The organism is Flavobacterium gyeonganense, from assembly GCF_029625295.1.
Taxonomy (GTDB): Bacteria; Bacteroidota; Bacteroidia; order Flavobacteriales; family Flavobacteriaceae; genus Flavobacterium; species Flavobacterium gyeonganense.
The window spans coordinates 1,651,466-1,676,563 of the sequence record NZ_CP121112.1; the positions used below are offsets into that span (position 1 = coordinate 1,651,466).

The following is a 25,098-nucleotide window of genomic DNA, read 5'->3' on the forward strand; positions in this document are numbered from 1 at the left end:
AATCCCACTCTTTTACCTGACATCAGGTAGTAAAAAATACATTTTATCAGGTATTGTTGTCTGCTTTGTAAGCTTCTAACTTTGATATAGAATGAATTTTAAACATAAATAGTAAAGAAAATTAAACATGAAAACACATTTGAAACAAATTATGCTAATGCTGACTCTTGTATTTACATTTGCTTCCTGCAGCAGCGATGATAACGACAACGACTCTGTAAACAGATCAAGAGATGTTAAATATGAAATAACCGGAAATTACACAGGAGATCTTGATGTAACTTATCTTGAAAAAAGCGGAGCTGCCCTTAATGAAGATATTGATGCATTGCCATGGACTAAAGAATTTACAGCTAATGCTGATTCGCCGGGTGCCTCATTTCAAACGAGTGGTTATGGAGGTGTTAAAGGGCAAACACTTACTGGTAAAGTTTATGTTGGGGGAAAAGTAGTAAAAGAATTAACTGCAACTGCTACTGAAGACGGAATTATTGTATTGGTTCCAAGTTCGTATGTATTTCCGAGATAAAATTTGGTCATAAATTAATTAAAGAAAGCTTTGTGAAATTTACAAAGCTTTCTTTTTTATGATTCTAACTGATGCGTTACTTCTTTAAATCTCTGAATGAGACTATTGATTTTGTCCTGCTGCTTTTTAATTTGTTTTGGACGAATAAAAAACCAGTTGAATAAAATCCATAAAAATGTTATCCCATAAGTCAACCCGGCTCCCAAAAGAGTCATTCGGCTTGCGTACTCGTACATGTACAGGCCAATTCCAGCACTTAGCATCAGAAAATAAAGGCTCATCATATTAGTTTGTAAAAATTGCTGTTTCTTTTTAATCAAAACTAACTTTTGGAGATAATCATGATTAGTCGTAGTCGTGTCAATATCTTTATATTTTCCAAATAATTTATTGTAAACTAACAGATAAACCATCATAGCGAGAATTACCAAAACAATTCCGATCTTAGTTGATATAAACTGTGGTTGAAAATATATCCAGATAAAAATTATAAAAATACTTGTTGCCAAAAGCATAATATTGGTCATCCATAAACTACGCATAGACGCTTTTTTAAACACGCTCACCCTGGAAAGCAAATCCTGCATATCAGGCTGATTTACGGTTTGTTTTTTCCATAAATCTTTAAAATCTATATTGTTATCGTGGTCCATTTTCTTTAAATTTTTGAGTCATTTTTTCTTTTATTCTGTGAATTTTCACGCGTACATTGGCTTCAGAAAGTCCGACGATTTTGGCAATTTCCGACTGTTTTACATCTTCTAATTCCAGTGAAATAATGATACGCTCGGTTTCCGGCAATTCGGCTATACATTTATATAAAAATTGGATATGGGGTTCAATAGAAATTTGTTTTTCTTCGCTCAGATGAACTGGCAGATTTGATTTTGGAAAACGTTTGTCTTTTTCAATCTGCCTTAGGCAGTTATTCGAAGCAATTCTGAAGATCCATGTTCCAATAGAAGATTCGTTTCTAAAAGTTTCCAGTTTTTGCCAGACGATTATAAAGGTTTCCTGAGCCAAATCCTGTGCGATATCATAATCGTTGACAAAACCCATACAAAGCCTGAAAATTCTGTCCCAATACATTTTGTAGATAGTTTCAAACTCCATCATTTAGATTTTAAAAATTGTTTTAATTGTTCCAAATACCAGGCTGTATCATCATACATAATAAAGTGAAGCCCTTTGGTGGCATATTTAAAATCAGCGGTTTTCAGGTTTTTATACTGTTCGTCGATTGCAGGTTTTAAATTTATAAAATAAGATTCTAACAAAATTAACGATGGGCATTTTATCTGTGCAATCCTGTTTCTCAAATCGGTATTAGAAAAATCGCAATACATTTGTCCAAAAGTGGTTCGGTCCGATTTTACACTCCAGCTTACTACTGTTTCAAGTTTTGATGAATCTTGCAAAAGTCTTGGCATCATTTGTTTCTGCATATCATAAAACTGAGTTTCATTCATAGATGTCATTTGATTTACGGTTGCAGAACAATCGTTATTTTCTTTTGATTTAAAAGAAGTGTCGCTCAAAGCTGCCAAACACGGAAGCGCATCAACTACTACAATCTTCCCAATTAAATCCGGATAATCAGAAGCAAGAGCAAGCGCAAGTCCACCGCCCATACTATGACCGATTACAATTGGTTTTTCGATTTTATTGTCTTTAATATAATCGGCAATTCCAGTTTTCCAGTTTTCAAATGAAGAATCCGGCTGTGGTTTTACTCCGGCGAAACCGGCCATTGTAAGGGTATAACAGATGAAATCTTTCTCGAATGCAGCTTTGGTTTCATTCCAGACTTCTCCGGAAGAAGCAAATCCGGGAATGAAGATAATAGCTTGTTTTCCTTTTCCGGTTTTTAAGACTTCAAACGGATATGATTTTGTTTGAGCAAAAACATTTAGACATAATACTGAGAATAAGAATGCGATAATTACGATAGTATATTTTTTCATTTTAATAGTTTTAAGTTGTTAAATAAGCGGATCCGTGCTTTGGATACGACAACTATTAAAATGTTACAATGGGAATTAAAATTTTAATGAAAAAATTCCAAATCCCAATGTCACTGCGGGTTTTTAACCGCGAAGTACGCGAAGGTTTACGCAAAGAACACAAGGTTTTCCACCACAAATTCACGAATTATTTTTGACAATCTTTGAGAATAAAAATTCGTGAATTTGTGGTGGAAAAAAATGAACAAAAAAATCCCAAACCCCAACAAAAATTGGAATTTGGAATTTATTATATTGGAATTTAAATTTTGGTTATCCAACCAAATTAATGATCTTCCCAGGAACGATAATCACTTTATTCGGAGTTCTTCCGTCCAATTGTCTTTGCGTTCTTTCGTCTTTCATAACGATTTCTTCAATTTGTTCTTTGGTTAAATCCAAAGGTAATTCGATAGTGAAACGCATTTTTCCGTTGAAAGAAACCGGATATTCTTTGTTGGTTTCAACCAAATGTTTTTCTTCAAAAATTGGGAAAGCCACTTCTGAAATTGAAGTTGTATATCCTAACTGTGACCATAATTCTTCTGCGATATGCGGCGCATAAGGCGAAACCAAAATAGCTAACGGTTCTAAAATCGCTCTTGAATGACAATTTTGAGAAGACAATTCATTTACACAAATCATAAACTGAGAAACCGAAGTATTGAAAGAGAAATTCTCTATATCTTCTGCTACTTTTTTGATGGTTTTGTGTAACGATTTCAAGTTGTCTTTTGTTGGTTCGTCGTTGTTTACGATTAAACCATTATCATCAAAATACAATCTCCATAATTTTTTCAAGAAACCAAAAACTCCCGAAATACCAGCAGTGTTCCAAGGTTTTGCCTGCTCTAACGGACCTAAGAACATTTCGTATAAACGTAATGTATCAGCACCGTAATCTGCGCAGATATCATCTGGAGTTACAACATTGTAATATGATTTCGACATTTTTTCGACCTCTCGTGTAACAAAAAACTTATCATCAACTTCCGAGAATGTTACAGCATTTTTATAATCGTCTCTCCAATTTTTAAATTTTTCAACATCCAATTCATTTTTTAAATTGACAAATTCAATTGGAACTCTTGTTTTATAAAACGTAAACTCTTTTCCTAATATATTATAATCAACATTAACTTTTTCATCTAAACCAAGTTCCTTCAATTCACTAGACAAATCTTTTGTAAACACGTTAATTAGTTTTTGACGAATTTCTAAGCTATATTCATCATCTTTTGCTGATTTAAAGTAATTCAAAACTTCTTCAGACAAAAAATAATCTTTGATAAGAGAATACTTTTCTTGCAATTTCTTCAAACTTTGTTTTTCATCTTCAGATAAAAAAGACAAAGCTCCATAAGCTGAATGCACTTCAACTTTCAGTACGTCACTATATTCTTTACCAAAAAAACTTATGTTTAATCCAATTCTATTTACAAAAGCACTTTCTCCCAAAATCATTCCCTGATTAATCAGTTTTTTGAATGGTTCTTCGGTTGGAGCAAAACCTTTATCTTTTAAGAATTTGTTCCAGAAACGAGAATACAATAAGTGACCTGTTGCGTGTTCGCTTCCTCCAATATATAAATCTACACTTTCCCAATAAGCTAATGCTTCTTTGCTTGCAAATTCATTTTCATTGTGTGCATCCATATAGCGCATCCAGTACCATGAACTTCCCGCCCAGCCCGGCATTGTGTTTAATTCTAAAGGAAAAATTGAAACATTGTCAACCAAATCAGTATTGACAACTTTATTTTGTTTTGTATCCCAAGCCCAAACAGCTGCGTTTCCTAATGGAGGCAATCCGTCTTCTGTTGGCAAGTATTTCTCTACTTCAGGCAAAATAATCGGTAAATGCTGCGTATCGATCATTTTAGGCAATCCATTCACGTAATAAACTGGGAATGGTTCACCCCAATAACGCTGACGAGAAAAAACAGCGTCACGCAAACGGTAATTTGTTTTTCCTGTTCCCTGCCCGATTTCTTCTAATTTTTCGATGGCTTTTTTAGTAGCCTCTTTATAATTCAATCCGTTTAAGAAGTCTGAATTTGCAATTTCAACGTTATCTTTTGATCCGTAAGCAGCCTCAGAAATATCAACATTGGCGAAGATATTTTTGATTTCCTCCATTCCATTCTGACCTTTAAAGAAATTAGCAAACGCATAATCTCTTTCGTCTCCACAAGGAACAGCCATTACAGCACCAGTTCCGTAACCAGCCAAAACATAATCGCCAATCCAGACCGGAATAGCTTCTTTTGTAAAAGGATGTTCAGCATAAGCTCCTGTAAACACTCCCGAAATGGTTTTTACATCGGCCATACGCTCACGCTCAGAACGTTTTGCTGTTTTTTCGATATACGCTTCAACTGCATCTTTTTGTTCCGGAGTTGTAATTTTAGCCACCAAATCATGTTCAGGAGCCAAAGTCATAAAAGTTACTCCGAAAATTGTATCAGGTCTTGTTGTGAAAACTTCGATAAAATTTGTTTCAGGTTTCACGTTTAAAGTTTCATCACTTTGCGCATCAACCTGAGACTTGAAACTTGAAACTTGAAACTTAACTAAAGCTCCTACCGATTTTCCAATCCAGTTTCTTTGAGATTCTTTGATTGACTCACTCCAATCGATATCATTTAGACCCTGAAGCAGGCGTTCGGCATAAGCAGAAATTCGCATACTCCATTGTGTCATTTTTTTTCTTATAACAGGATAGCCTCCACGCTCCGAAACTCCGTTTACAATTTCGTCATTTGCCAAAACTGTTCCTAAGCCCGGACACCAGTTTACTTCGGTTTCTGCCAGATAGGTCAATCTATATTGCAGCAAAATCTTCTCCTGTTGTTCTTTCGCGAAAGCGTTCCATTCAATAGCCGTAAATGCTTCTACTGCATCATCACAAACTGCCTTTACATTTGCATTGCCTTCTTTTTCGAAAACAGCAACCAAGGTCGAAATATCTTCGGCTTTATCTGAATTTTTATTGTACCAGGAATTAAACAACTGAATGAAAATCCATTGTGTATATTTGTAATAATCCGGATTTGAGGTGCGCACTTCACGTGCCCAGTCAAATGAAAATCCGATTTTATCCAATTGTTTTCTGTATCCTGCAATTTGCTTTCCTTCTTTATCAACACCTCCGTCAATATTTACACGGGTAGTATCTTCCGGACGCTGTCCTGTCTGAATCGCATATTGCTCAGCCGGTAATCCAAAACTGTCGTAACCCATTGGGTGCAAAACATTGAATCCTTGATGTCTTTTGAAACGAGAATAAACGTCTGAAGCAATATATCCCAACGGATGCCCAACGTGTAATCCTGCTCCTGATGGATAAGGAAACATATCGAGAACATAGTGTTTCGGCTTTTCAGAGTTGTTTTTTGCTGCAAAAGTTTGATTTTCTGCCCAATATTTTTGCCACTTGGCGTCAATTTCGTTTGGATTGTATTTCATTCCTATTTTTTATTTGCTTTTTAATGGAGTCATGCTTTCGCTCACTCAAGTCATTTCTAAAAGGTACTAAGGTTCTAAGTTACAAAGGTTCTGAGGTTCTCCTCACTTTGTCGCTTAATTATAAGTCCGCAAATTTACATTTATTAAAGATTGTACCAAAGCTATTTAGCTGACAAACAAATAAAATAACGAAATACGTATTTTAATTACGTAAAAATACTTATTATTGCAATCTGAAATACTTATTACACAAATCGATTAAACGCAAAGTTTCTTTTAAAAATAACATCGATGGGAGAAAACAAAAAGTACAATATCGAAGTTCGTCTTTGGATTGAAGAAACAGAAGGGCCATTTTTAGGAATTGGAAAAATCTGGCTGCTTGAAAATATCAGGAAAACAGGTTCCATTACCAATGCTGCCAAAGAAATGAAAATGGCGTATCGTCAGGCATGGCAATTGGTTGAAGAAATGAACCAGCGAGCAGATTCTCCCCTGGTCGAAAAATTACTGGGCGGAAAAGGCGGCGGCGGCGCACGATTGACTGAAGCCGGCGAAAAGGCAATAACTGTATTTTATGAAATCGAAAAACGAATTAAGGATTTTGCTTTGAAAGAAACTCAAAACCTGAAATTTTAAAAATTTAAACAGCAGTATTCCTTTTTAAACACATTGAATTAAAAAAAGCAATAACCAAAACCAATTTCAACAACTATCAGCATTCATTTTAAAACATACTGAAATTAAAACTTAAAAACCAAAAACCAATTTTCAACCTTCAGTATTCATTTAAAAACATACTGAAATTATGATCAAATTATGAAATTAAAAATTATTTCCCTTTTATTACTTCCGTTACTGGGCTTCAGTCAGCAAAACAATTCAAAACAGATTGATTCTGTAAAAACGTCTAAAACTTTTATGCTTGGAGAAGTTATTGTGACCAACAGTAGAAGCAAGGTCACACTCAATACCATCACTTCAAAAACAATGGAATCTCAAAACAAAATGGACGTTTCCAGAGCACTGAATTTATTGCCGGGAGTTACTTTGACGGCATCAGGACCAAGAAACGAATCGATGGTTTCGGTGCGTGGTTTTGATTTGAGGCAGGTTCCGGTTTATATGGACGGAATTCCGGTGTACGTTCCGTATGACGGTTATGTAGATTTGGCTCGTTTTACCACTTTTGATTTAGCCAAAATTGATGTTTCAAAAGGATTTTCATCTATAATTTACGGTCCGAATTCATTAGGTGGAGCGATTAATCTGGTTTCGAGAAAACCTGTAAAGAAATTTGAATTTGATGGTTCGTTAGGATTAATCGATACTGATGGTCAAAAAAGCAATCTGAATATTGGTTCTGATTTTAGTAAATTTTATGTTCAGGCAGGCCTTTCGTATTTAGACAGGAAATCGTATCAAATGTCCAAGGATTTTGTACCGATAAAAAATGAAGACGGAAAAGAAAGAGACAATTCCTACCGAACAGATCAAAAAGTCAGTTTTAAGATTGGCTGGACACCTAACAAAAAAAGTGAATCTGCTTTAGGATACATCAACCAAAAAGGAGAAAAAGGAAATCCGGTTTATGCGGGAAGTGATGCTAAAAACTCATTGTTGGCAAAACCGCGTTTCTGGCAGTGGCCAAATTGGGATAAGGAAAGTATTTATTTTATTTCGAATACTAATTTGAATGATAAAAACAGTTTTAAAACCAGATTGTATTACGACAAATTTAAAAATTTACTGATCAGTTATGATGATGCCACTTATGCTCCAATAACCAAACCTTATGCCTTTAAAAGTTATTATGATGATTATACTTATGGAGGAAATTTGGAATATGAAACTCATTTTATTCCTAAAAACAACCTTAAGATTGCTGTACAATTTAAAGAAGATGTGCATCGTGAAAATAATTTAGGCGAGCCGCTTCGTCGATTTGATGATCAGACTATTACGATAGGAATTGAAGATATTTATAAAGTAACCGAAAAGTTTACCGTAATTCCGGGAGTAAGCTATAATTCCAGAGAAAACAAAAAAGCAGAGGATTACAACAGTACTACAAAAGTCATTTCAGATTATCCGGATGCCGGAAAAAGTGACGCCGTCAATGCACAGATTGGGCTGTTTTATCAGTTGAATGAAACACAAAAATTAGGCGCAACGGTTTCACAAAAAACGAGATTTGCCACCATCAAAGACCGTTATTCGTATCGAATGGGGACAGCAATCCCAAATCCGGATTTAAAACCTGAAACGGCTTTGAATTATGAATTGAATTACAATGTGGAATTTTTCAGCAAATTGAATTTTCATACCGCTCTTTTTTATAGTTCCCTAACAGATGCGATTTTAAGCGTAAGCAATGTAGAACCAGGAAAATCCCAAATGCAGAATTTTGGCGAAGCCGAATACAAAGGAATTGAAGCTCAGTTAACGTATATACCAACAGAAAAATTAAACATTAGTGCAAATTACACGTACATCGAAAGAAAAAATATAACAAATCCGGATATTCATTTTACTGATGTTCCTAATACAAAAGTGATTGGAACTATCGAATACAGCCCGGTTAAAATATTGAAATTAATCGCCAATACTGAATTTAATTCTTCCCGTTACAGTACAAGTTATGGTGCTGGTGTTCCTGATTATACACTTTTGAATACTTTTGCTTCATGCAAAGTTTTAAAATATCTAAGCATGGACGCAGGAATGAATAATATTTTCGACAGAAATTACAGTTTGGCTGAAGGTTATCCTGAAGAAGGAAGAAACTTTTTTGTGACGCTTCGTTTTTTTAATTAAAACTAAAATCAATTTATATGAAAACCAAAAATTATATTCTAGTTTTCCTCATTGCATTTTTATGCACAATGTGTAATTCTTCTAAAAAAAAGGATACTGTTTCAACAGAAGTTTCAAAACAAGACAATGACAAACATCCTGTTCTTTCCTCTGCAGACAGTTTAAAAATGGTCAATCATGAGATTGAAGTAAAAGGCGATGTTGAATTTCCGCTGCAATTGACAGTTGATTCCTTAAAAAAGATGAAGGTAGTTACAATCGATGATTTCAAAGTCGTATGTCAAAGTGGTGAGATCAAAAAAGACGACAAGGTTTGTAAAGGAGTTCTTTTGAAAGATATTTTAGAAAAAGCTAAAATCAGGCAAAACGGGCATAAAGACCGAAACTTTTATATTGTAGCAAGAGCTTCTGACGATTATAAAGCAACCTTTTCATGGGCAGAAATCTTTAATAACCCAACCGGAGAAAACACGTTCATTCTATTTGAAGAAAATGGAAAACCGGTTAAAAATGGCGAAATGATTGCGATTTGTAAAAATGATATTAAAACTGGCCCGAGACATGTGTATTGGCTGAAAAGCATAGAGATTTATAAGGTCAAATAACTTTAAATTTAAACACAAAGTATTACCAAAGTTCACAAAGCTTTATCAACACAAAGCTTTGCGAACTTTATATTTTTTTACTAAACCATGTATAAAATTTGCGTGCTTTGCGGTTAAATCAGTTTTTAGGCTTCGTATTTTCAATATCTAATTGTACATTTATAGTATAAAAGTTCGTTAATAACTTTAAATAAAGAAATTGTTTATTATTTTTACCACATAATTTAAGCATACTATGAGTTCTAACTTTGATAAATTTCAAAAGCGCAGGTTAATTTCCTCTTATTTTTCGGTTGTATTGAGTGTATTTCTGGTATTATTCCTTTTGGGAGTACTGGGACTATTCATTATTAATTCAAAAAAACTGGCTAATGATTTTAAAGAAAAAATCGCCATGACGGTTTTCTTTAAAAATGAAGCAACAGACAGTGTTACCAAAGCTTTTGATACCGAATTAAAAGAGCTCCTTTTGCAAGATCATATGTTTACGTTACCAAAGAAAAAGCGGCAAAAGAACATACTGATATTATTGGAGAAGATTTCCTGACCTTTTTGGGAGAAAATCCATTGTTGAATTCTTACGATATTCATTTAAAAGCAGATTATGTTGAAAGAGACAGCATTGTTAAAATTGAAAGCAACCTGCGTAAGAATACTATGATTGAAGACATTGTTTACGATAAACAATTGGTAAATCTGGTAAATGATAATATCAAAAAAGTAAGTATGTGGATTTTGATCATCAGCGGCTTCCTTGCGGTGATTGCGGTTTTATTAATCAACAGTTCTTTGCGTTTATCGATTCATTCTAACCGATTTATCATTAAAACCATGCAAATGGTTGGGGCTACAAAAGCATTCATCCGCAAACCTTTTGTAATGCGTAGTGTAAAACTAGGAATGTTAGGAGCTGTATTGGCAATTGTTGCTTTAATTGCCCTCTTACTTTATGTTGAAAACAACTTCCCCGGATTAGGAATTATAGAAGACAAAGCTTTGATAGGTTTAGTATTGCTGGCTGTATTTGGTTTAGGAGTTTTAATTACCTGGGTAAGTACACACTTTGCTACACAGCGTTTCCTTAACTTAAGAACCGACGATCTTTATTAATTTTAGATTCGAGCTTAGCATTTTTGATTAAAAACTTTAAATATTTGGAATGAGATTACTTCATTCCCCGCAATGACAAGATGAAAAACAATTATAAAGAAGAACCGCAATCAGAGCCAGCAAAACAGGAATTCCTTTTTGACAACATCAATTACAAAATCTTATTGATTGGAATCGGTGTTATCGTATTAGGTTTTATCTTAATGTCTGGAGGAGGAAGTAAGGACCCAAATGTTTTTAACGAAGAAGTTTTTAGCTTTAGACGTATCAGACTGGCTCCGACAACCGTATTGATTGGTTTTGGAATCACGATTTATTCTATCTTCAAAAAATCTAAATAGGCATCTTAGACTTCAGACATCTTAGATTATTAGATTAAACTTATCTAAGAAGTCTAATATTCTAATAATCTAACAAATCTCATAAATGAATACATTACAAGCTATTGTTCTTGCCATTATTGAAGGAATCACAGAATTTTTACCTGTTTCTTCAACTGGACACATGATTATTGCCTCTTCTTTTTTTGGAATTGCACACGAAGATTTCACAAAGCTTTTTACGATTGTTATTCAACTTGGCGCCATACTTTCTGTTGTGGTATTATATTTCAAGCGTTTCTTTCAGACACTTGATTTTTACTTTAAACTTTTAGTTGCTTTTATACCAGCTGTCGTTTTAGGATTATTATTAAGCGATTTTATTGATGGTTTATTAGAAAATCCGGTTACGGTTGCCATTTCACTTTTAATCGGTGGTTTGATATTATTGAAAGTTGATGAATGGTTTAATAATCCAAATACAGCTGAAAAATCTCAGGAAATCACCTATTTACAAGCTCTTAAAATTGGTTTATTTCAGTGTTTGGCCATGATTCCTGGAGTATCCCGAAGCGGCGCCAGTATTGTGGGCGGTATGTCACAAAAATTATCCCGAACAACTGCTGCCGAGTTTTCCTTTTTCCTTGCTGTTCCTACCATGTTGGGAGCAACCGCAAAAAAATGTTACGATTACTATAAAGATGGTTTTGAATTATCGCACGACCAAATCAATATCCTTATTATCGGAAATGTTGTGGCTTTTATTGTTGCGCTTTTGGCCATCAAAACGTTCATTGGTTTCTTAACTAAAAACGGTTTTAAAGTGTTTGGTTATTACCGAATCATTGCCGGGATCATTTTATTACTGATTCACTTTTTTATTCATCCGCTTACCATAATATAATGACACCTGAAGAATATTTAGACGGACAAATTTTACTGATAGACAAACCTTTAAAATGGAGTTCGTTTCAGGCAGTCAATAAATTAAAATACCTTCTAATCAATAAAGTCGGACTACCAAAAAAGTTCAAAATTGGCCATGCCGGAACATTAGATCCTTTAGCGACAGGGTTATTACTAATCTGTACCGGAAAATTTACCAAACGAATTTCTGAACTTCAGGGTCAGGCAAAAGAATATACGGGAACATTTTATATAGGAGCTACCACTCCATCCTATGATCTGGAAACTGAAATCGATCAGACTTTCCAAACAGAACATATTAATGAAACTCTAATTCATGAAACCGTAAAACAATTTTTAGGCGAAATCGATCAAAAACCACCCATTTTTTCCGCCATTAAAAAAGATGGCGTACGCTTGTATGAACATGCACGTGCAGGAGAAACTATAGAAATAGCGAGTAGAAAGACAACTATTCATGAATTCGAAATTACCCGCATTGCTTTACCTGAAGTCGATTTTAGGGTAGTTTGCAGCAAAGGGACTTATATACGTTCTTTAGCTTATGATTTTGGAAAAGCGATGAATTCCGGATCACATTTAACTGTTTTACGCCGTACCAGGATTGGCGACTACAATGTAAAAGACGCTATAGATATTACTTTGTTTGAAGAAAGCCTTCAATAATTAAGATTTATCTATTAAAGAAATCAGGAATTATGAAATATTATTTGGTTATTATCTTTTGGTTTCTTTTGGCAAATTCAGGAATTCAGGCTCAGGAAAGGAAATTCACTTATATACAATTTGACGCCAACGTTTCAATAACCGGGAATCCATACCGGGATGAACCGGATAACTATGAGGGAGAATCAAAAGCTTTTTTTGTACCCAATGGGATAGGTTCTAAATTAGGTTATGGTCTGCATTACAAACAATGGCTCACTTTAGGAATTCACAGTGGACTCGATTGGAAATGGGACGATAAATTAGTTGCAGTTCCTGTTTATTTGAATTTTGGATTAAGTCCGAAAATTTCTGAAAGCGGAAGAATTACCCTCCAGTTGGGATATGGAAAGGGATTTGCGTTGGGACGTGGAAACCTGAGTGGCGAATACAAAAAAATAAGATTAGGAATTACCGGTGATGATCAGACAATTTTTGTTGATGTTTCAGATTATGGCTTTGCATTACATCACCAAAAAAGCATTAGCAATATTAGTCTTGGCATTTCATTAATCAGCTTTTAAACAAACCATTTATACTCTGCAATTCTTTATATTCAACCCAAATTTTTTCTTTGATTAAATAAAAAAGCACATTACAAATGTGACGACAGTAATGTGCTTGTTCCAGCTTCCCATTAAAATAAAATTATTCCATACTTTTGGATTTAATAATGAGGGATATTTTTTCCTCCAAATAGAAGTCTTGAAAAAAAATCGTAGAATTTTTCGAATAACGTTTTCATGATAGTGTATTTTTAAATTATTAAATATTAAATAAAACACCAATTAAAAAAGTAAATCAGAAAATAAATAGTAGAAATGGGATTATATTACTAAGTTACAACATTTAAGCTTATAAAAAACATTTTTAACGTATTTTTTATTACTAAAAATCTTGTTTTCAGCAAATTACCACTAAAACAACAACTTTAAACGATTTTTCAACAAAAAATTACAATCTGTTATATTTTATATTTTCCATAATTTCGACTAATTCTTCCTGAACCGAAATTCCCTTGTCAGCTAAATACCACAATTGCAAATCAGTTTTGATTTTTTCATCTATAACCCCAAAATCCCTTTTATAATTTGCCATCAATTCTGCCGCTCCTTTTGGTCTTGGCCCCCAGTCTGCACGCACGATTCCGGCTTCTTTACAAATCACGATAACTTTTGGTATTGCCCTTCCGCCATTTGTTAAATACTGGCTCATCAATTCGTCATTTTGATCTCTTAAAACAATTCTTAGATCAATTTTCTTATCCGATGCAGTAGCCATCTTGTTCAATATTGGAAGTATTTGAGCTGCATCACCACACCAGCCTTCAGAAATAACCAGCCATATGTAATGATTGTCTAAATTTTGAAGCTTCGAAATTATATCTTCAGAAATTTTTATGGTTTTCTCCAAACGATTCATTCTGGCTTCGTTCAGGCTTGTGTAATACGTTAAGCTTTCAGATTGTTCTTCGCCGGTAGATTTCCCTTCTGATAACAAATCAGTAACTAGTTTTCGATATTCAGTATAAGAATGACTATTGAATAATGCTTTGGCTACAATACTTTTCATATTTCTTTCGTTTTGATTCCATAAAAATACACTTTTTAAAAATAGTGCTGAATGACTTTTATCACATTTAAAAAAATTCAGAAATGCAGTAGAAATTTAATTCGAAAAGAACAATTAATTTTTTAAAACTCTATTTCAAAAAAACAGAATATGTCTATATTTGCACAAACAAAAGCAACACACATGAAATATAAAAGAATTCTTCTAAAACTAAGTGGCGAAGCCTTAATGGGAGACTTACAATACGGAATTGACCCTAAAAGATTAGGTGAATATGCCGATGAAATTAAGCAGATTCACGACAAAGGAGTAGAAATTGCTATTGTTATTGGAGGAGGAAATATTTTTAGAGGAGTTGCCGGAGCAAGTTCAGGTATGGACAGAGTACAAGGCGATTACATGGGAATGCTTGCTACTGTTATTAACGGAATGGCTTTGCAGGGTGCTCTTGAAGACAAAGGAATGAAAACACGACTGCAGACTGCTTTGAAAATGGAGTCTATTGCAGAACCTTATATCAAAAGAAGAGCAGACCGTCATCTCGAAAAAGGGAGAATCGTAATTTTTGGTGCCGGAACCGGAAACCCATATTTTACTACCGATACAGCAGCAGTTTTGAGAGGAATCGAAATCAATGCTGATGTTATCCTAAAAGGAACACGTGTAGATGGTGTTTACGATTGTGATCCTGAAAAAAATGCTTCAGCTGTAAAATTTGACTTTATTTCTTTTGAAGATGTGATCAAAAAAGGATTAAATGTAATGGATACCACAGCATTTACATTAAGTCAGGAAAACAAATTACCGATTGTTGTTTTTGACATGAACAAAATTGGAAATCTTTTGAAAATCTGCGAAGGCGAAAACATAGGAACTGTAGTTAATATTTAAGCTATTTTAGATTGTTAGAATTTAGATTATTAGTTTTAATATACATTTCGACAATCTTTACATATTAAAAATAAAAATTATATTAGTTAGCATAATTAGATCATTGCTTTTTTAGAAAAATCTAAAAATCCAAAAAGTCTGAAAATCTAAAAATCTAAAAAAAATGACTGAAGAAATAGATTTCATATTAGAAAGTACTGAGGAATCAATGAATGGCACGATTGCACATTTAGAAAAAGAATTTCTAAATATTCGTGCAGGTAAAGCTTCTCCGGCAATGCTTGGAGGCGTTTTTGTTGATTATTATGGTGCTGCAACACCGCTTTCCCAGGTATCTAAAATTAGTGTTCCTGATGCAAGAACCATTACCTTGCAACCTTTCGAAAAAAACATGTTATCAGCAATTGAAAAAGCAATTTTAGTTGCCAATATTGGTTTTAACCCAATGAACAATGGCGATGTTATTATCATCAGTGTTCCGCCTCTTACGGAAGAACGCCGTAGAGATTTGGCAAAACAGGCAAAATCTGAGGCTGAAGATGCGAAAATTGGTATCCGTAATTCCCGTAAAGATGCTAATACTGATATTAAAAAATTAGAAAAAGAGGGAACTTCTGAAGACATCTGTAAGTCTGCTGAAGAAGAAGTTCAAAACTTAACAAATACATACATCAAAAAGATAGATGAATTATTAGCTGTTAAAGAAGCTGAAATCATGAAAGTGTAATGTATTTGACATAAATTTAAGAATCCGTTTGGTTAAAATTATACCAGACGGATTTTTTATTTATTACTTTTGCATACCAAAATAAATTTCCTTTGGTTTCAAAACCACAATACTCTGTATGAAGCTATTCTGTTTGTTTACTTTGTTTTTTACACTTACCCTACAGGCACAATTTCAAATAAACGGAATTGTAAAAGACTCCGGCAACAAACCGCTTCCGTTTGCTACTATTACCACTTCAGAGAACAATAATACAATTACAGACGTTGATGGGAAATTTATACTTTCGACAAATGTAAAAATTACTTCTTTTACAGTTTCTTATATTGGGTTTCAAACAAAAGTCATTCCTGTCCAGGACAATAAAAAATTTTATCCGGTTTCTCTGAAACAAAAAACAGACGACCTGAAAGAAGTTATTGTTTCTAATGAAAATCCGGCATTTGCTATTATAAGAAAGGTAATTGCAAATAAAAGCATCAATAATCCACAGAAAAAACTCAACAGTTTTGAATACAAAACATACAATAAGCTCATTGTTACGGCTAATCCCGATTCTATAAATGGGAGGATTGATTCATCTGCTTCTTATAAAGATTTAAAAAAAATAGAATAAATATTGACTCTTCTGATTATAAGTTTAAAGAAGTTATCTCCAAACAGCATTTGTTTCAAACCGAAAAAATTTCGCAATATCAATTTGCAAACAAAAAACTCAAAGAAACTATTCTGGGTACCAAAATGGCAGGTTTTAAACAGCCAGTATACGAAATTATTGCTTTCAATTTACAGTCTATTTCCATTTATGATTCGAAATACGAACTTTTTGAAACCAAATACAATAACCCTGTTTCTGACGATGCGCTAAAAGATTACAATTACAAATTACTGGACACAGCAGCCATTAAAGGTCGTAATACTTTTATGATTTATTTTAAGAATAAACAAAAAAGAAAGGCCGCCGGCTTAGAAGGTGTTTTATACATTGATCAGGAAAATTTTGCCATTGCAAAAGCTGTTATGCGTATAAAAGGAGTACTCGATATTAGCGGAATACACGAATTTGAATATGTTCCTCAGGAAAAAATATGGTTTCCTTCAAACACTACTTTCAAAATTGTAAAAGGAAAGAATGATGATGACATTAATATCTTAGGCGGAACTATTCAGTTTGACGGAGATTCAGAAGATGCTTTTACGACGCGTAAAAAAAGTGCTTCCGATTTTACTTATGTACTCTCAGAAAGCAACAATTCCGACATTCATTATAACACTATTACTCCGATAAAAGATCCTTCTTATTATATCGAAATTAAAGATGATGCAAGTACAAAACCCGAAGAATTCTGGAATGAATACCGAAAAGAAAACCTTGATCTTAAAAGTCAAAGAACATATCAGTTATTAGATAGTATTTCAATCAATAAAAGAATTGAGAAGCGTTTGTGGCTTGGCCGGAAAATCATAAACGGTTATATTCCGATTGGACCGGTTGACCTGGATTTGAAAAAAGTAATTAGTTATAATAATTATGAAGGTTTTCGATTAGGACTGGGCGGAATTACCAATGACCGTTTCTCTAAACGCTTCAGGATTGAAGGTTATGGTGCTTATGGAACAAAAGACGGCAACTTCAAATATAACCTGGGTTCAGGTATTTTAATGGATAAAAACACCAATACCTGGCTAAACGGATCCTATACAGATGATGTCAGGGAGATTGCGAGTACTGTTTTTGCTGTTGATAAACGCGTTTTTAAAATTTATGATCCCCGTCCGATCAACATTAGTACTTTTTACCATTACATCAGCTGGAAAACAAATCTGCAGACAAAAATTATTCCGAAAACAGAAGCTGTCTTTGAATTAGCAAGAACATATGTTGAACCTAAATTTGATTATCTTTTTAATCATAACGGGCAATTGTATTCTCACTATGTCATGACAACTGCAATGGCTTCTATTGTCTGGGCACCATTTAGTAATTTTATGCAGACACCAACAGGAAGATCCGAAACCGAAAAACGTTTTCCAAGATTTACTTTTCAGTTTACTCAGTCCCTTCCAAATGTTCTGGATAATGACTTCAGTTTTGCTAAAATAGATTTTAAAACAGAATACGAAAAAAAATATTTAGACGGACAAAAAACCAGCCTTCTATTCCAGGGAGGTTACGCTCTTGGTGATGTGCCCATTACACATTTGTACAATACCATGCCTAACAACCTCAACAAAGAAACCGTCATTCAGCGTATTACTTTTTCAGGAAGAAATAGTTTTGAAACGATGTATTTTAATGAATTTTTCTCTAGCGAATATCTATTTTTCCAGATAAAACATGGCTTTAACAGAGTAAAAATTTTCAAAAAAGTTCGTCCATCCTTAGTTTTGGTTACGAGAATGGCCTGGGGAAATATGGAAAAACCGGAACAGCATATTGGTCCGGCTTATAAAACTTTGGATAAAGGTTTCTTTGAATCCGGGCTTGAATTAAATAAAATCTTTAAAGGCTTTGGTTTAAGCGGATTTTACCGTTATGGTCCAAATCAATTACCAAAAATCGAAGACAATATAGCGGTTAAGATTTCTTATGTATTAGATTTAGGATTATAAAAAAATTTAAATCTCAATTAAAAAATTCCAAATTCCAATTTTTATATGAATGGAATTTGGAATTTAAAATATTTGGAATTTGTTAAATCTTTATGGTTTTAAAATCAAAACCGATGGTGTATTATTCAGCCAGATACTTTGAGATTCGATTAGTTTTTTCCAGCTATCTAAACTTATAATCATTAAATTTTGAGTTTCAAGAAATTCTTTTTTAATCGTTCTGTCGTGCATAATCATAATATGGTTTGGCGCAATTTGTTCGATCGAGCGGATACTTTCCTGCATGTCCCGTCGACTCTTTACTTCACCACTGGCATCGAGAACCGTAATTTGTGAACCATTATTATTGATTAGTTTCTTGGCATAATCAATCAAAAAAGAATCTTCTTCACTGAAAATCGGCATAAAAATCCGGCCTACTTCTTCTAAATCCTTATCAATAAAAATCCCTACCGGCATTTTGGTTTTGGAAATAATATGACGCGTTCGTTCATCAAAAGGAGAGTTTTCAAACAAACCTTCTTTCCCGGTAAACTTGTCAATCAACCGATCAGGGTTTACAATCCTTGATGTAAATCCAAGGATTTTTCCAAGCAAGGTCCCTTCAAAAATAGATTGTCCCAGACCTATCAGCAACAAATCATATTCTCCCTGATTTGCAGTATCTATAATATCGGTATCAATATCATTTGTTACTTTAAAAACACTTACCATATTCTGGTTCAAACGCTCTGATTCTTCAATTACAGGAACCAGCATTTTACGTTCATGATCCTTGACATCAAAAGAGTGAATTTCGGTGCTCAGCGACAAGTGCATTGCCGTAACAATTGAATTATCAGTCTGTTTTTTCACTAAACTATTGGCAATCTGTAAAAGTTTTTTTCCTCGTTCAGGAGTCGCAAACGAGAGCAGGATTTTGTATTTGCTTTTATTCCCAATTTCCTGAGGAATTATTGTGGGCTTATCCTTAAAAATATAACCAATAAAATCCAGTGCAGGGCCTGTCATAAAAGTAGTCACCAAAGCCATAATGACCATCATCGTAAAAATCTCAGTAGACAAAACTCCCAGGTCATACCCAATATTTAAAACGACCAGCTCCATTAATCCGCGTGTGTTCATCAAAGCTCCAATAGCTAAGCTGTCTTTCCAGTTTTGCCCTACAAATTTGGCCGCCAGCGCACTTCCAAAAAATTTACCTGCAACGGCAACGGCAATAATTACTGCTGTAACTTTCCATAAATACGGATCGTTAAGCAAACCAATCTGCGTACGTAAACCTGTAAACACAAAGAACAAAGGCAACAAAACGATAATAGATACATCTTCAACTTTTTCGATAAAAATATTCCTGAATTTATTATTCTCTGGCATAATGGCTCCTGCTAAAAATGCTCCAAATAAGGCATGGATTCCAATTAATTCTGATGCATAAGAAGAAATCAGGAGTGTAATAAAAAAAATAGCAACCACAGGTTTATTCAGACTTTCACGGGTCGAATTTAAATCACCCACACGTTTCAGGAACGGACGAACTATTTTCAACATGATAATTACATATAAAATTGCCAATCCAATAACATATAATGCACTTGTAAACGATCCTGCTTTTACAATCGCAATTACAACTGCTAGTATACACCAGGCCGTTATATCATCTGCTGCTGCACAGGTTATGGCAATAGTTCCAAGTTTTGTCTTTTGCATCCCGCGTTCCTGAACGATTCTGGCCAAAACCGGAAAAGCAGTAATACTCATTGCGATTCCCATGAATAATCCGAAAGAAGAAAATGCTACCCCCTGCGGTGCAAAAGTTCCATAAATAAAATAAGCCAGCGTTAATCCTAAAGCAAACGGAATCACAATACTGGCGTGACTAATTACCACAGATTCGTGTGCTTTATTTTTTAATACTTTTAAATCCAGTTCCATTCCGATCACGAACATAAAAAGTATCAAACCAATCTGACTTAGAAATTGCAGATTCCCTAAAGATGCTGCCGGAAACAAAGTAGCTGAGAATTCAGGAAAATACATCCCGACCAAAGAGGGCCCCAAAACAATTCCCGCAATCATTTCTCCTATAACTGATGGTTGCCCAATCTTCCTGAAAATCCAGCCAAACAAACGTGCTGCTAAAATAATAGTAACAATTTGAGCCAGTAAAATGGCTAAAGGATGCTGCAGGTTTTCAATCATCGAATGTAAAAAGTCATTCCAGTGATTGCTTTCAATTTTTTTCTGAATAATTCCGCGTCCTGCTTCAAGTGAGGCTCCTTTTGAAATCATCCAGTATATCAGAGCGGTAAAACCACCAATAACTGTAACATAGAATAAAGAATTTTTAATATTATTCATAACCCGTATTTTAAATTATGGGGCAAATATCAGTACTGAAAACGGAGTGAAAAAGTAAATTTACAGTTAATTTTTAATCTATGTAACAAGCCTGAAAAACTTTGTAATAAGTTAGATTTTGACCTTTTTTAAAAAATCGGAACGATAGGTTTCACTCAGCAAAAGTGTAGTATTTTTATTGTTTTCTTCTAAATGATGCAGCACAATTTCGTTATGATTAAAGAATTTGATTGCTTTTACCGCAACAACTTCTTTTTTATTCACACGACAGAAATCGGCCTCTGGAAGTTCATTTAAAAGCGTATCAAATTTAACGTTTTTCAGATTCAGAAAACTCCCATCCGTGAGCAATACAGTTTTGTCACGGCTGTCACTTAAAGATGTTTTGATATACTGAATCTGACTAAAATACAATAAGGTTTTGCCTTTGTCTGTATTTAGCTGAATGAATTTTTTGGCTGTTTCAGGTTTATTGAATCGTTCAAAAGCTTTTGAGATTGCTTTTTGCAAACGTTCCAGTTTTACAGGTTTTGTAATATAATCTACAGCATCGATGTTAAAAGCATCGGCAGCATAATCTTTATAAGCTGTACAAAAAATCACGAGTTTATCCTGAATCATTTCAGCCAGATGCAAGCCGTCAATTCCAGGCATTTCGATATCTGAGATTAATAAATCAAATTCGAGATCCGGAATTTCGGTCAATAGTTTTTCAGGATTATTAAACGTTTTTACAATTTCTACTTCGGGAATTTGTTCGCAAAGCATTTTCAGATACGTTAATCCCGGTAACTCATCGTCCAGAAGCAAGCATTTCAGTTTTGTATTCAAGTAAGTCTATTTTTAGATGGGCTATATAAATATCGTTTTCTGTAAACCTTTCAAGTTTAAAATTGTTCTTGTAGATAATTCTTAAACGGTGTTCTAAAGTTGTATTTCCTAAACCGCTTCGTTCCTTTTTCAGGACTTTTTTATCTGAAATTTTATTCGAAACTGTCATAAAGAAAGCATTGTCCTTAAACTCAAAAACAACCGAAATAAAGGCATCAGCACTTTGCAGATCAGCATGCTTAAAGGCATTTTCAATTAAATCGATCGAAATTAACGGCGCCAGTAAAGGCTGTTCGTATAATTTGTCCTCTTTATTAATGTTAGTTTTGATTTTAAGCTCAAAAAGCGGACTAATTTTTATTTTATTGATTTCAATCAGGTTTAATGCAAAATCAATTTCTTCCTTGGCAGTAACAAACTTCTTTTTGCTTTCGTATAAAATATAATCCAGCACATTGGCCAGTTTATCCAAAGCAAAATAAGTCTGATACGCATGCGACTGAATCGAATTCAGAATGTTCTTAAACAAATGCGGATTCAGTTTTGATTCTAAAGTTTCTAATTGTAAGTCGTTTACTTTTCTTTCGAGCGCATAAAAACTTTCTTCGGCATTTTCTTTTGCTTTTTTAGACTGCATTAATTGATACACCATAAAACCAATGATGACAATCAGCAATAAAATTATGGCTAAAAAAATAAAAGTTATGGTATTGTTGTCCTGCATATGTTGATTTTTAATGACTGGAAACAAACTTCAGCCCAATTATCGAAGCAATTAAAGTAGAAAGAAAAAATATCCTCCAGAAAGTGGCAGGTTCTTTAAAAATCAAGATCCCGACTAAAACAGTTCCAACGGCACCAATACCAGTCCAAACTGCATAAGCTGTACCAATTGGCAAAACCTGCGTGGCTTTATAAAGCAGAGTCATACTAATCGAAAGACAGATAAAAAAACCAATCATCCAATAGGTAGATGTCATTCCGGTTGTTTCTTTGGCTTTGCCCAAACAAGATGCAAAACCTACTTCAAAAAGCCCTGCTATAATTAGCAAAATCCAATTCATTTTTTTCTTCTTTAAAATTATACTACAAAGATGAGAAAAGCCCGCATACAATTCACACCAAAATAGTAATTATCTAAATATTAGGTTTGTTAATTAATGTTAACAAATCGCAAAAACAATGTCATTACTAAATGATTTTTAGCACTTTTAACTACATTTGCATCCATTTTACAAATTTTATGAAAAACGCTATAAAAGTAGGTTTTTGGGAAAAACTGGCCCGAATCATACTTAAAAACAGAATTATAATTCTAGTTATCCTTGCTGCTTTAACTATTTTCTTTGGTTTTCAATGGAGAAATCTTGCGATGACTTATACAGAAGCCAACCTGCTTCCTAAGGATCATATTGCCAATAAAGAATATCAAAAATTCCTGGATAAGTTTGGAGAAGAAGGAAACCTGGTTGTAATTGGTTTTAAAGATCCTAAATTCTTTACTCCAAAAAATTATGCTGCATGGAATGAATTGATGACAGGCTTAAAAAAATCGAAAGAAGTTGATTTGGTAGTTTCTTTAAATGATTTAAAAAAACTGGAAAAAGACACTGTTAACGAAAAATTTGTGCTTTCTCCCTTTATCGATCAGAGCAAAGTTCTGGACCCTGCCTATTTAAAAAGTGTTCAGTACGATTTGTTTCATAATTTACCTTTTTACGAAGGCCTTTTATTCAATAAAGAAAGCGGAAGCGTCCGTTCTGCAATTTACATCAACAAAAAACTGGTAAACACTGCCGGAAGAAAGACTTTTATCCTTGAAAATTTAGTTCCTAAAATCAACAAATTCGAAAAGACTACCGGTATTGACTTGAAAGTTTCCGGAATGCCATATATCAGAACCATCAATGCAGATGATATGAAAGGCGAAATCGGATTGTTTATCGGTGCTTCTCTATTGACCGTTTCCCTAATTTTCTTTTTCTTTTTCCGTTCATTCAGAGCTACGTTTATTTCGATTGTTATTTTAATTGTCGGCGTAACCTGGTCATTTGGAACACTGGGATTGTTTGGCTATAAAATCACGATTTTAACTGCTATTATTCCGCCGCTGATTATCGTAATCGGAATCACGAACTGTATTTTCCTGATTAATAAATACCAGCAGGAAATTAAATTGCATAACAATCAGGCAAAAGCATTACAGCGTGTTATTTCAAAAATTGGACATGCTACTTTCATGACTAATTTAACAGCTGCAATTGGTTTTGCAACTTTGATGATTACAGGAAACGAATTGCTGTTTGAATTCGGATTAGTAACTTCTATCAACGTGCTTTCTGTTTATACGCTGACACTTTTTATCGTGCCAATTATTTACAGTTTTATGCCATTGCCTAAAGCGAAACATTTATATCACTTAGATAAAACGTATATTTCGACGCTTTTAAACACCGTTACAACTATCGTTAAAGGCAAAAAGACAATCGTTTATTGCATTTACGCTGTTCTGTTTCTTGTGAGTTTAAATGGAGTCAGACAAATGAAAGTTTCAGGAAGTTTAATTGGCGAAATGCCAAAAACAGCTTCTTTCTTTAAGGACATTTTATTTTACGAAAAAGAATTCAACGGGGTTATGCCGTTGGAAATCATGGTTGACACTAAAAAGAAAAAAGGTGTTATGAAAGCTTCGACGATTCGTAAAATGGATGAACTTCAGAATACTATCTCTGAAATTCCGGAACTGGCAAAACCGGTTTCTGTAGTGAATCTGGTAAAATATTCTAAACAGGCTTTCTATAATGGAAATCCGGAATATTACCAATTGCCAACTTCACAGGAGCAGACTTTTATTTTGAGTTATGCTAAAAACGCGACCAAAAACAGTAAAGAGAACTTAATGAAAGCTTACGTTGATTCAACCGGACAATACGCGCGAATCACAACTTTTATGAAAGATATCGGAACAGATGAAATGGCAAAAGTAGAGGGAAAACTTCGCAAAAAAATTGATGAGATTTTCCCTAAAGACCGTTACGAAGTTACGATTACAGGAAAAGCTTTAGTTTTCCAGAAAGGAACAACTTATTTGGCGCATAACTTAATCGAGTCATTATTGTTTGCAATTTTGACTATTGCAATTTTGATGCTGTATTTATTCCGTTCGTTCAAAATGGTAGCAGCTTCTTTGATTACGAATATTTTACCGCTTTGTATTACTTCTGGATTAATGGGTTATTTCGGAATTCCGCTTAAACCTTCTACAATTTTGGTATTCAGTATCGCTTTCGGAATCTCGGTTGATAATGCAATTCAGTTTATGGCAAAATACAAAGATGAATTGACTCAAAATAAAGGAAAAGTAAAAAAATCTGTTTTCAGCGCTTTAAGAGAAACTGGAGTAAGTACATTCTACACTTCTATCGTTTTGATCCTAGGTTTTGCAACTTTTACATTATCAAGCTTCAGCGGTACAATTGCTTTAGGAGGATTAATTTCTTGTACTTTGGTTTTTGCAATGTTTGCTAACTTGGTGGTATTACCTTCATTGGTTTTGACTTTTGAGAAAAAGAAAACGAGAAAAGAGGAATTGGAGAATTTGGAGAAATAGTTTTTTATT

22 protein-coding genes and 1 pseudogene are annotated in these 25,098 nt (G+C 33.9%); 14 read left to right on the forward strand and 9 right to left on the reverse strand.

All coding sequences use genetic code 11. From position 1 onward, the window contains the following. Positions 1-127: 127 nt before the first annotated feature. On the forward strand, positions 128-529 hold the full coding sequence (locus tag P5P89_RS07165) for a hypothetical protein (protein WP_278011332.1): 402 nt from the start codon (positions 128-130) through the stop codon (positions 527-529). Positions 530-585: 56 nt separating this feature from the next. Here P5P89_RS07165 and P5P89_RS07170 read toward each other — a convergent pair whose 3' ends face one another. The 4 genes from P5P89_RS07170 to P5P89_RS07185 all read right to left on the reverse strand — a co-directional run bounded on the left by P5P89_RS07170 (position 586) and on the right by P5P89_RS07185 (position 6,000). Then, positions 586-1,182, reverse strand: coding sequence for a hypothetical protein (locus tag P5P89_RS07170; protein WP_278011333.1), 597 nt, complete (start codon positions 1,180-1,182; stop codon positions 586-588). Beyond that, positions 1,169-1,642: an RNA polymerase sigma factor gene (locus P5P89_RS07175; protein ID WP_278011996.1), complete on the reverse strand. Its 474-nt coding sequence runs from the start codon at positions 1,640-1,642 to the stop codon at positions 1,169-1,171. The genes P5P89_RS07170 and P5P89_RS07175 overlap by 14 nt, the downstream gene beginning before the upstream one ends. Further along, the gene (locus P5P89_RS07180) at positions 1,642-2,493 is read right to left on the reverse strand and encodes an alpha/beta fold hydrolase (RefSeq protein WP_278011334.1); all 852 of its coding nucleotides are present in this window, start codon (positions 2,491-2,493) and stop codon (positions 1,642-1,644) included. The genes P5P89_RS07175 and P5P89_RS07180 overlap by 1 nt, the downstream gene beginning before the upstream one ends. A gap of 312 nt (positions 2,494-2,805) precedes the next feature. Continuing rightward, positions 2,806-6,000 (reverse strand): leucine--tRNA ligase, encoded by a 3,195-nt coding sequence (locus P5P89_RS07185; RefSeq protein WP_278011335.1) that lies wholly within the window; start codon positions 5,998-6,000, stop codon positions 2,806-2,808. A gap of 291 nt (positions 6,001-6,291) precedes the next feature. On the opposite strand from P5P89_RS07185, the gene P5P89_RS07190 reads away from it, so the two are divergent. The 8 genes and pseudogenes from P5P89_RS07190 (at position 6,292) to P5P89_RS07225 (ending at position 13,008) form a co-directional block, all read left to right on the forward strand. Continuing rightward, positions 6,292-6,639: a winged helix-turn-helix domain-containing protein gene (locus tag P5P89_RS07190; RefSeq protein ID WP_278011336.1), complete on the forward strand. Its 348-nt coding sequence runs from the start codon at positions 6,292-6,294 to the stop codon at positions 6,637-6,639. A 180-nt stretch (positions 6,640-6,819) separates the two neighbouring features. Then, the gene (locus tag P5P89_RS07195) at positions 6,820-8,817 is read left to right on the forward strand and encodes a TonB-dependent receptor plug domain-containing protein (RefSeq protein WP_278011337.1); all 1,998 of its coding nucleotides are present in this window, start codon (positions 6,820-6,822) and stop codon (positions 8,815-8,817) included. A 17-nt stretch (positions 8,818-8,834) separates the two neighbouring features. Next, positions 8,835-9,422: a molybdopterin-dependent oxidoreductase gene (locus P5P89_RS07200; RefSeq protein WP_278011338.1), complete on the forward strand. Its 588-nt coding sequence runs from the start codon at positions 8,835-8,837 to the stop codon at positions 9,420-9,422. A gap of 235 nt (positions 9,423-9,657) precedes the next feature. After that, positions 9,658-10,532, forward strand: a pseudogene (locus P5P89_RS07205) (cell division protein FtsX). An 80-nt stretch (positions 10,533-10,612) separates the two neighbouring features. Beyond that, positions 10,613-10,873, forward strand: a complete 261-nt coding sequence (locus P5P89_RS07210) for a DUF3098 domain-containing protein (protein WP_278011339.1) — start codon at positions 10,613-10,615, stop codon at positions 10,871-10,873. Between the two features lie 85 nt (positions 10,874-10,958). Continuing rightward, positions 10,959-11,756 carry an undecaprenyl-diphosphate phosphatase gene (locus P5P89_RS07215; RefSeq protein WP_278011340.1) on the forward strand — a complete coding sequence of 266 codons (798 nt, stop codon included), beginning with the start codon at positions 10,959-10,961 and terminating at the stop codon, positions 11,754-11,756. After that, a complete protein-coding gene (gene truB, locus P5P89_RS07220; protein ID WP_278011341.1) occupies positions 11,756-12,445 on the forward strand; it encodes a tRNA pseudouridine(55) synthase TruB in 690 nt (229 codons plus the stop codon). Before P5P89_RS07215 ends, truB begins: the two co-directional genes overlap by 1 nt. Positions 12,446-12,477: 32 nt before the next feature. Further along, positions 12,478-13,008 (forward strand): hypothetical protein, encoded by a 531-nt coding sequence (locus P5P89_RS07225; protein ID WP_278011342.1) that lies wholly within the window; start codon positions 12,478-12,480, stop codon positions 13,006-13,008. Positions 13,009-13,438: 430 nt separating this feature from the next. Here the strand turns inward: P5P89_RS07225 and P5P89_RS07230 are convergent, their stop codons facing one another. Continuing rightward, entirely contained in the window at positions 13,439-14,056 is a 618-nt protein-coding gene (locus tag P5P89_RS07230) for a thioredoxin family protein (RefSeq protein ID WP_278011343.1), read from the reverse strand. A gap of 183 nt (positions 14,057-14,239) precedes the next feature. Between P5P89_RS07230 and pyrH the strand changes: the two genes are divergently transcribed. From pyrH to P5P89_RS07250, 4 genes are all read left to right on the forward strand, one after another. Further along, positions 14,240-14,947 (forward strand): UMP kinase, encoded by a 708-nt coding sequence (pyrH, locus tag P5P89_RS07235; protein WP_278011997.1) that lies wholly within the window; start codon positions 14,240-14,242, stop codon positions 14,945-14,947. Between the two features lie 163 nt (positions 14,948-15,110). After that, positions 15,111-15,674 (forward strand): ribosome recycling factor, encoded by a 564-nt coding sequence (gene frr, locus P5P89_RS07240; protein WP_223682179.1) that lies wholly within the window; start codon positions 15,111-15,113, stop codon positions 15,672-15,674. 118 nt (positions 15,675-15,792) lie between these two features. Then, on the forward strand, positions 15,793-16,290 hold the full coding sequence (locus P5P89_RS07245) for a carboxypeptidase-like regulatory domain-containing protein (protein ID WP_278011344.1): 498 nt from the start codon (positions 15,793-15,795) through the stop codon (positions 16,288-16,290). Positions 16,291-16,340: 50 nt separating this feature from the next. Next, positions 16,341-18,287 (forward strand): DUF5686 family protein, encoded by a 1,947-nt coding sequence (locus tag P5P89_RS07250; RefSeq protein ID WP_278011345.1) that lies wholly within the window; start codon positions 16,341-16,343, stop codon positions 18,285-18,287. 90 nt (positions 18,288-18,377) lie between these two features. On the opposite strand, the gene P5P89_RS07255 is transcribed toward P5P89_RS07250, so the two are convergent. From P5P89_RS07255 to P5P89_RS07270, 4 genes are all read right to left on the reverse strand, one after another. Further along, entirely contained in the window at positions 18,378-20,648 is a 2,271-nt protein-coding gene (locus tag P5P89_RS07255) for a cation:proton antiporter (RefSeq protein ID WP_278011346.1), read from the reverse strand. Between the two features lie 111 nt (positions 20,649-20,759). Further along, positions 20,760-21,479: a LytR/AlgR family response regulator transcription factor gene (locus tag P5P89_RS07260; RefSeq protein WP_278011347.1), complete on the reverse strand. Its 720-nt coding sequence runs from the start codon at positions 21,477-21,479 to the stop codon at positions 20,760-20,762. Beyond that, complete coding sequence (locus tag P5P89_RS07265; protein WP_278011348.1) at positions 21,442-22,203, reverse strand: sensor histidine kinase; 762 nt, start codon at positions 22,201-22,203, stop codon at positions 21,442-21,444. The genes P5P89_RS07260 and P5P89_RS07265 overlap by 38 nt, the downstream gene beginning before the upstream one ends. A 10-nt stretch (positions 22,204-22,213) precedes the next feature. Then, positions 22,214-22,543, reverse strand: a complete 330-nt coding sequence (locus tag P5P89_RS07270) for a DMT family transporter (protein WP_278011349.1) — start codon at positions 22,541-22,543, stop codon at positions 22,214-22,216. Between the two features lie 179 nt (positions 22,544-22,722). On the opposite strand from P5P89_RS07270, the gene P5P89_RS07275 reads away from it, so the two are divergent. Beyond that, positions 22,723-25,089, forward strand: coding sequence for an efflux RND transporter permease subunit (locus tag P5P89_RS07275; RefSeq protein ID WP_278011350.1), 2,367 nt, complete (start codon positions 22,723-22,725; stop codon positions 25,087-25,089). Positions 25,090-25,098 lie beyond the last annotated feature (9 nt).

Coding starts and splice junctions, on each gene's coding strand:
- P5P89_RS07270 (WP_278011349.1), bottom strand. CDS start 22,543: ATGAATTGGATTTTGCTAATTATAGCAGGGCTTTTTGAAGTAGGTTTT.
- P5P89_RS07190 (WP_278011336.1), top strand. CDS start 6,292: ATGGGAGAAAACAAAAAGTACAATATCGAAGTTCGTCTTTGGATTGAA.
- pyrH (WP_278011997.1), top strand. CDS start 14,240: ATGAAATATAAAAGAATTCTTCTAAAACTAAGTGGCGAAGCCTTAATG.
- P5P89_RS07245 (WP_278011344.1), top strand. CDS start 15,793: ATGAAGCTATTCTGTTTGTTTACTTTGTTTTTTACACTTACCCTACAG.
- P5P89_RS07180 (WP_278011334.1), bottom strand. CDS start 2,493: ATGAAAAAATATACTATCGTAATTATCGCATTCTTATTCTCAGTATTA.
- P5P89_RS07265 (WP_278011348.1), bottom strand. CDS start 22,203: ATGCAGGACAACAATACCATAACTTTTATTTTTTTAGCCATAATTTTA.
- P5P89_RS07215 (WP_278011340.1), top strand. CDS start 10,959: ATGAATACATTACAAGCTATTGTTCTTGCCATTATTGAAGGAATCACA.
- P5P89_RS07165 (WP_278011332.1), top strand. CDS start 128: ATGAAAACACATTTGAAACAAATTATGCTAATGCTGACTCTTGTATTT.
- P5P89_RS07255 (WP_278011346.1), bottom strand. CDS start 20,648: ATGAATAATATTAAAAATTCTTTATTCTATGTTACAGTTATTGGTGGT.
- P5P89_RS07175 (WP_278011996.1), bottom strand. CDS start 1,642: ATGGAGTTTGAAACTATCTACAAAATGTATTGGGACAGAATTTTCAGG.
- P5P89_RS07200 (WP_278011338.1), top strand. CDS start 8,835: ATGAAAACCAAAAATTATATTCTAGTTTTCCTCATTGCATTTTTATGC.
- P5P89_RS07275 (WP_278011350.1), top strand. CDS start 22,723: ATGAAAAACGCTATAAAAGTAGGTTTTTGGGAAAAACTGGCCCGAATC.
- P5P89_RS07170 (WP_278011333.1), bottom strand. CDS start 1,182: ATGGACCACGATAACAATATAGATTTTAAAGATTTATGGAAAAAACAA.
- truB (WP_278011341.1), top strand. CDS start 11,756: ATGACACCTGAAGAATATTTAGACGGACAAATTTTACTGATAGACAAA.
- P5P89_RS07195 (WP_278011337.1), top strand. CDS start 6,820: ATGAAATTAAAAATTATTTCCCTTTTATTACTTCCGTTACTGGGCTTC.
- P5P89_RS07185 (WP_278011335.1), bottom strand. CDS start 6,000: ATGAAATACAATCCAAACGAAATTGACGCCAAGTGGCAAAAATATTGG.
- P5P89_RS07225 (WP_278011342.1), top strand. CDS start 12,478: ATGAAATATTATTTGGTTATTATCTTTTGGTTTCTTTTGGCAAATTCA.
- P5P89_RS07210 (WP_278011339.1), top strand. CDS start 10,613: ATGAAAAACAATTATAAAGAAGAACCGCAATCAGAGCCAGCAAAACAG.
- P5P89_RS07230 (WP_278011343.1), bottom strand. CDS start 14,056: ATGAAAAGTATTGTAGCCAAAGCATTATTCAATAGTCATTCTTATACT.
- frr (WP_223682179.1), top strand. CDS start 15,111: ATGACTGAAGAAATAGATTTCATATTAGAAAGTACTGAGGAATCAATG.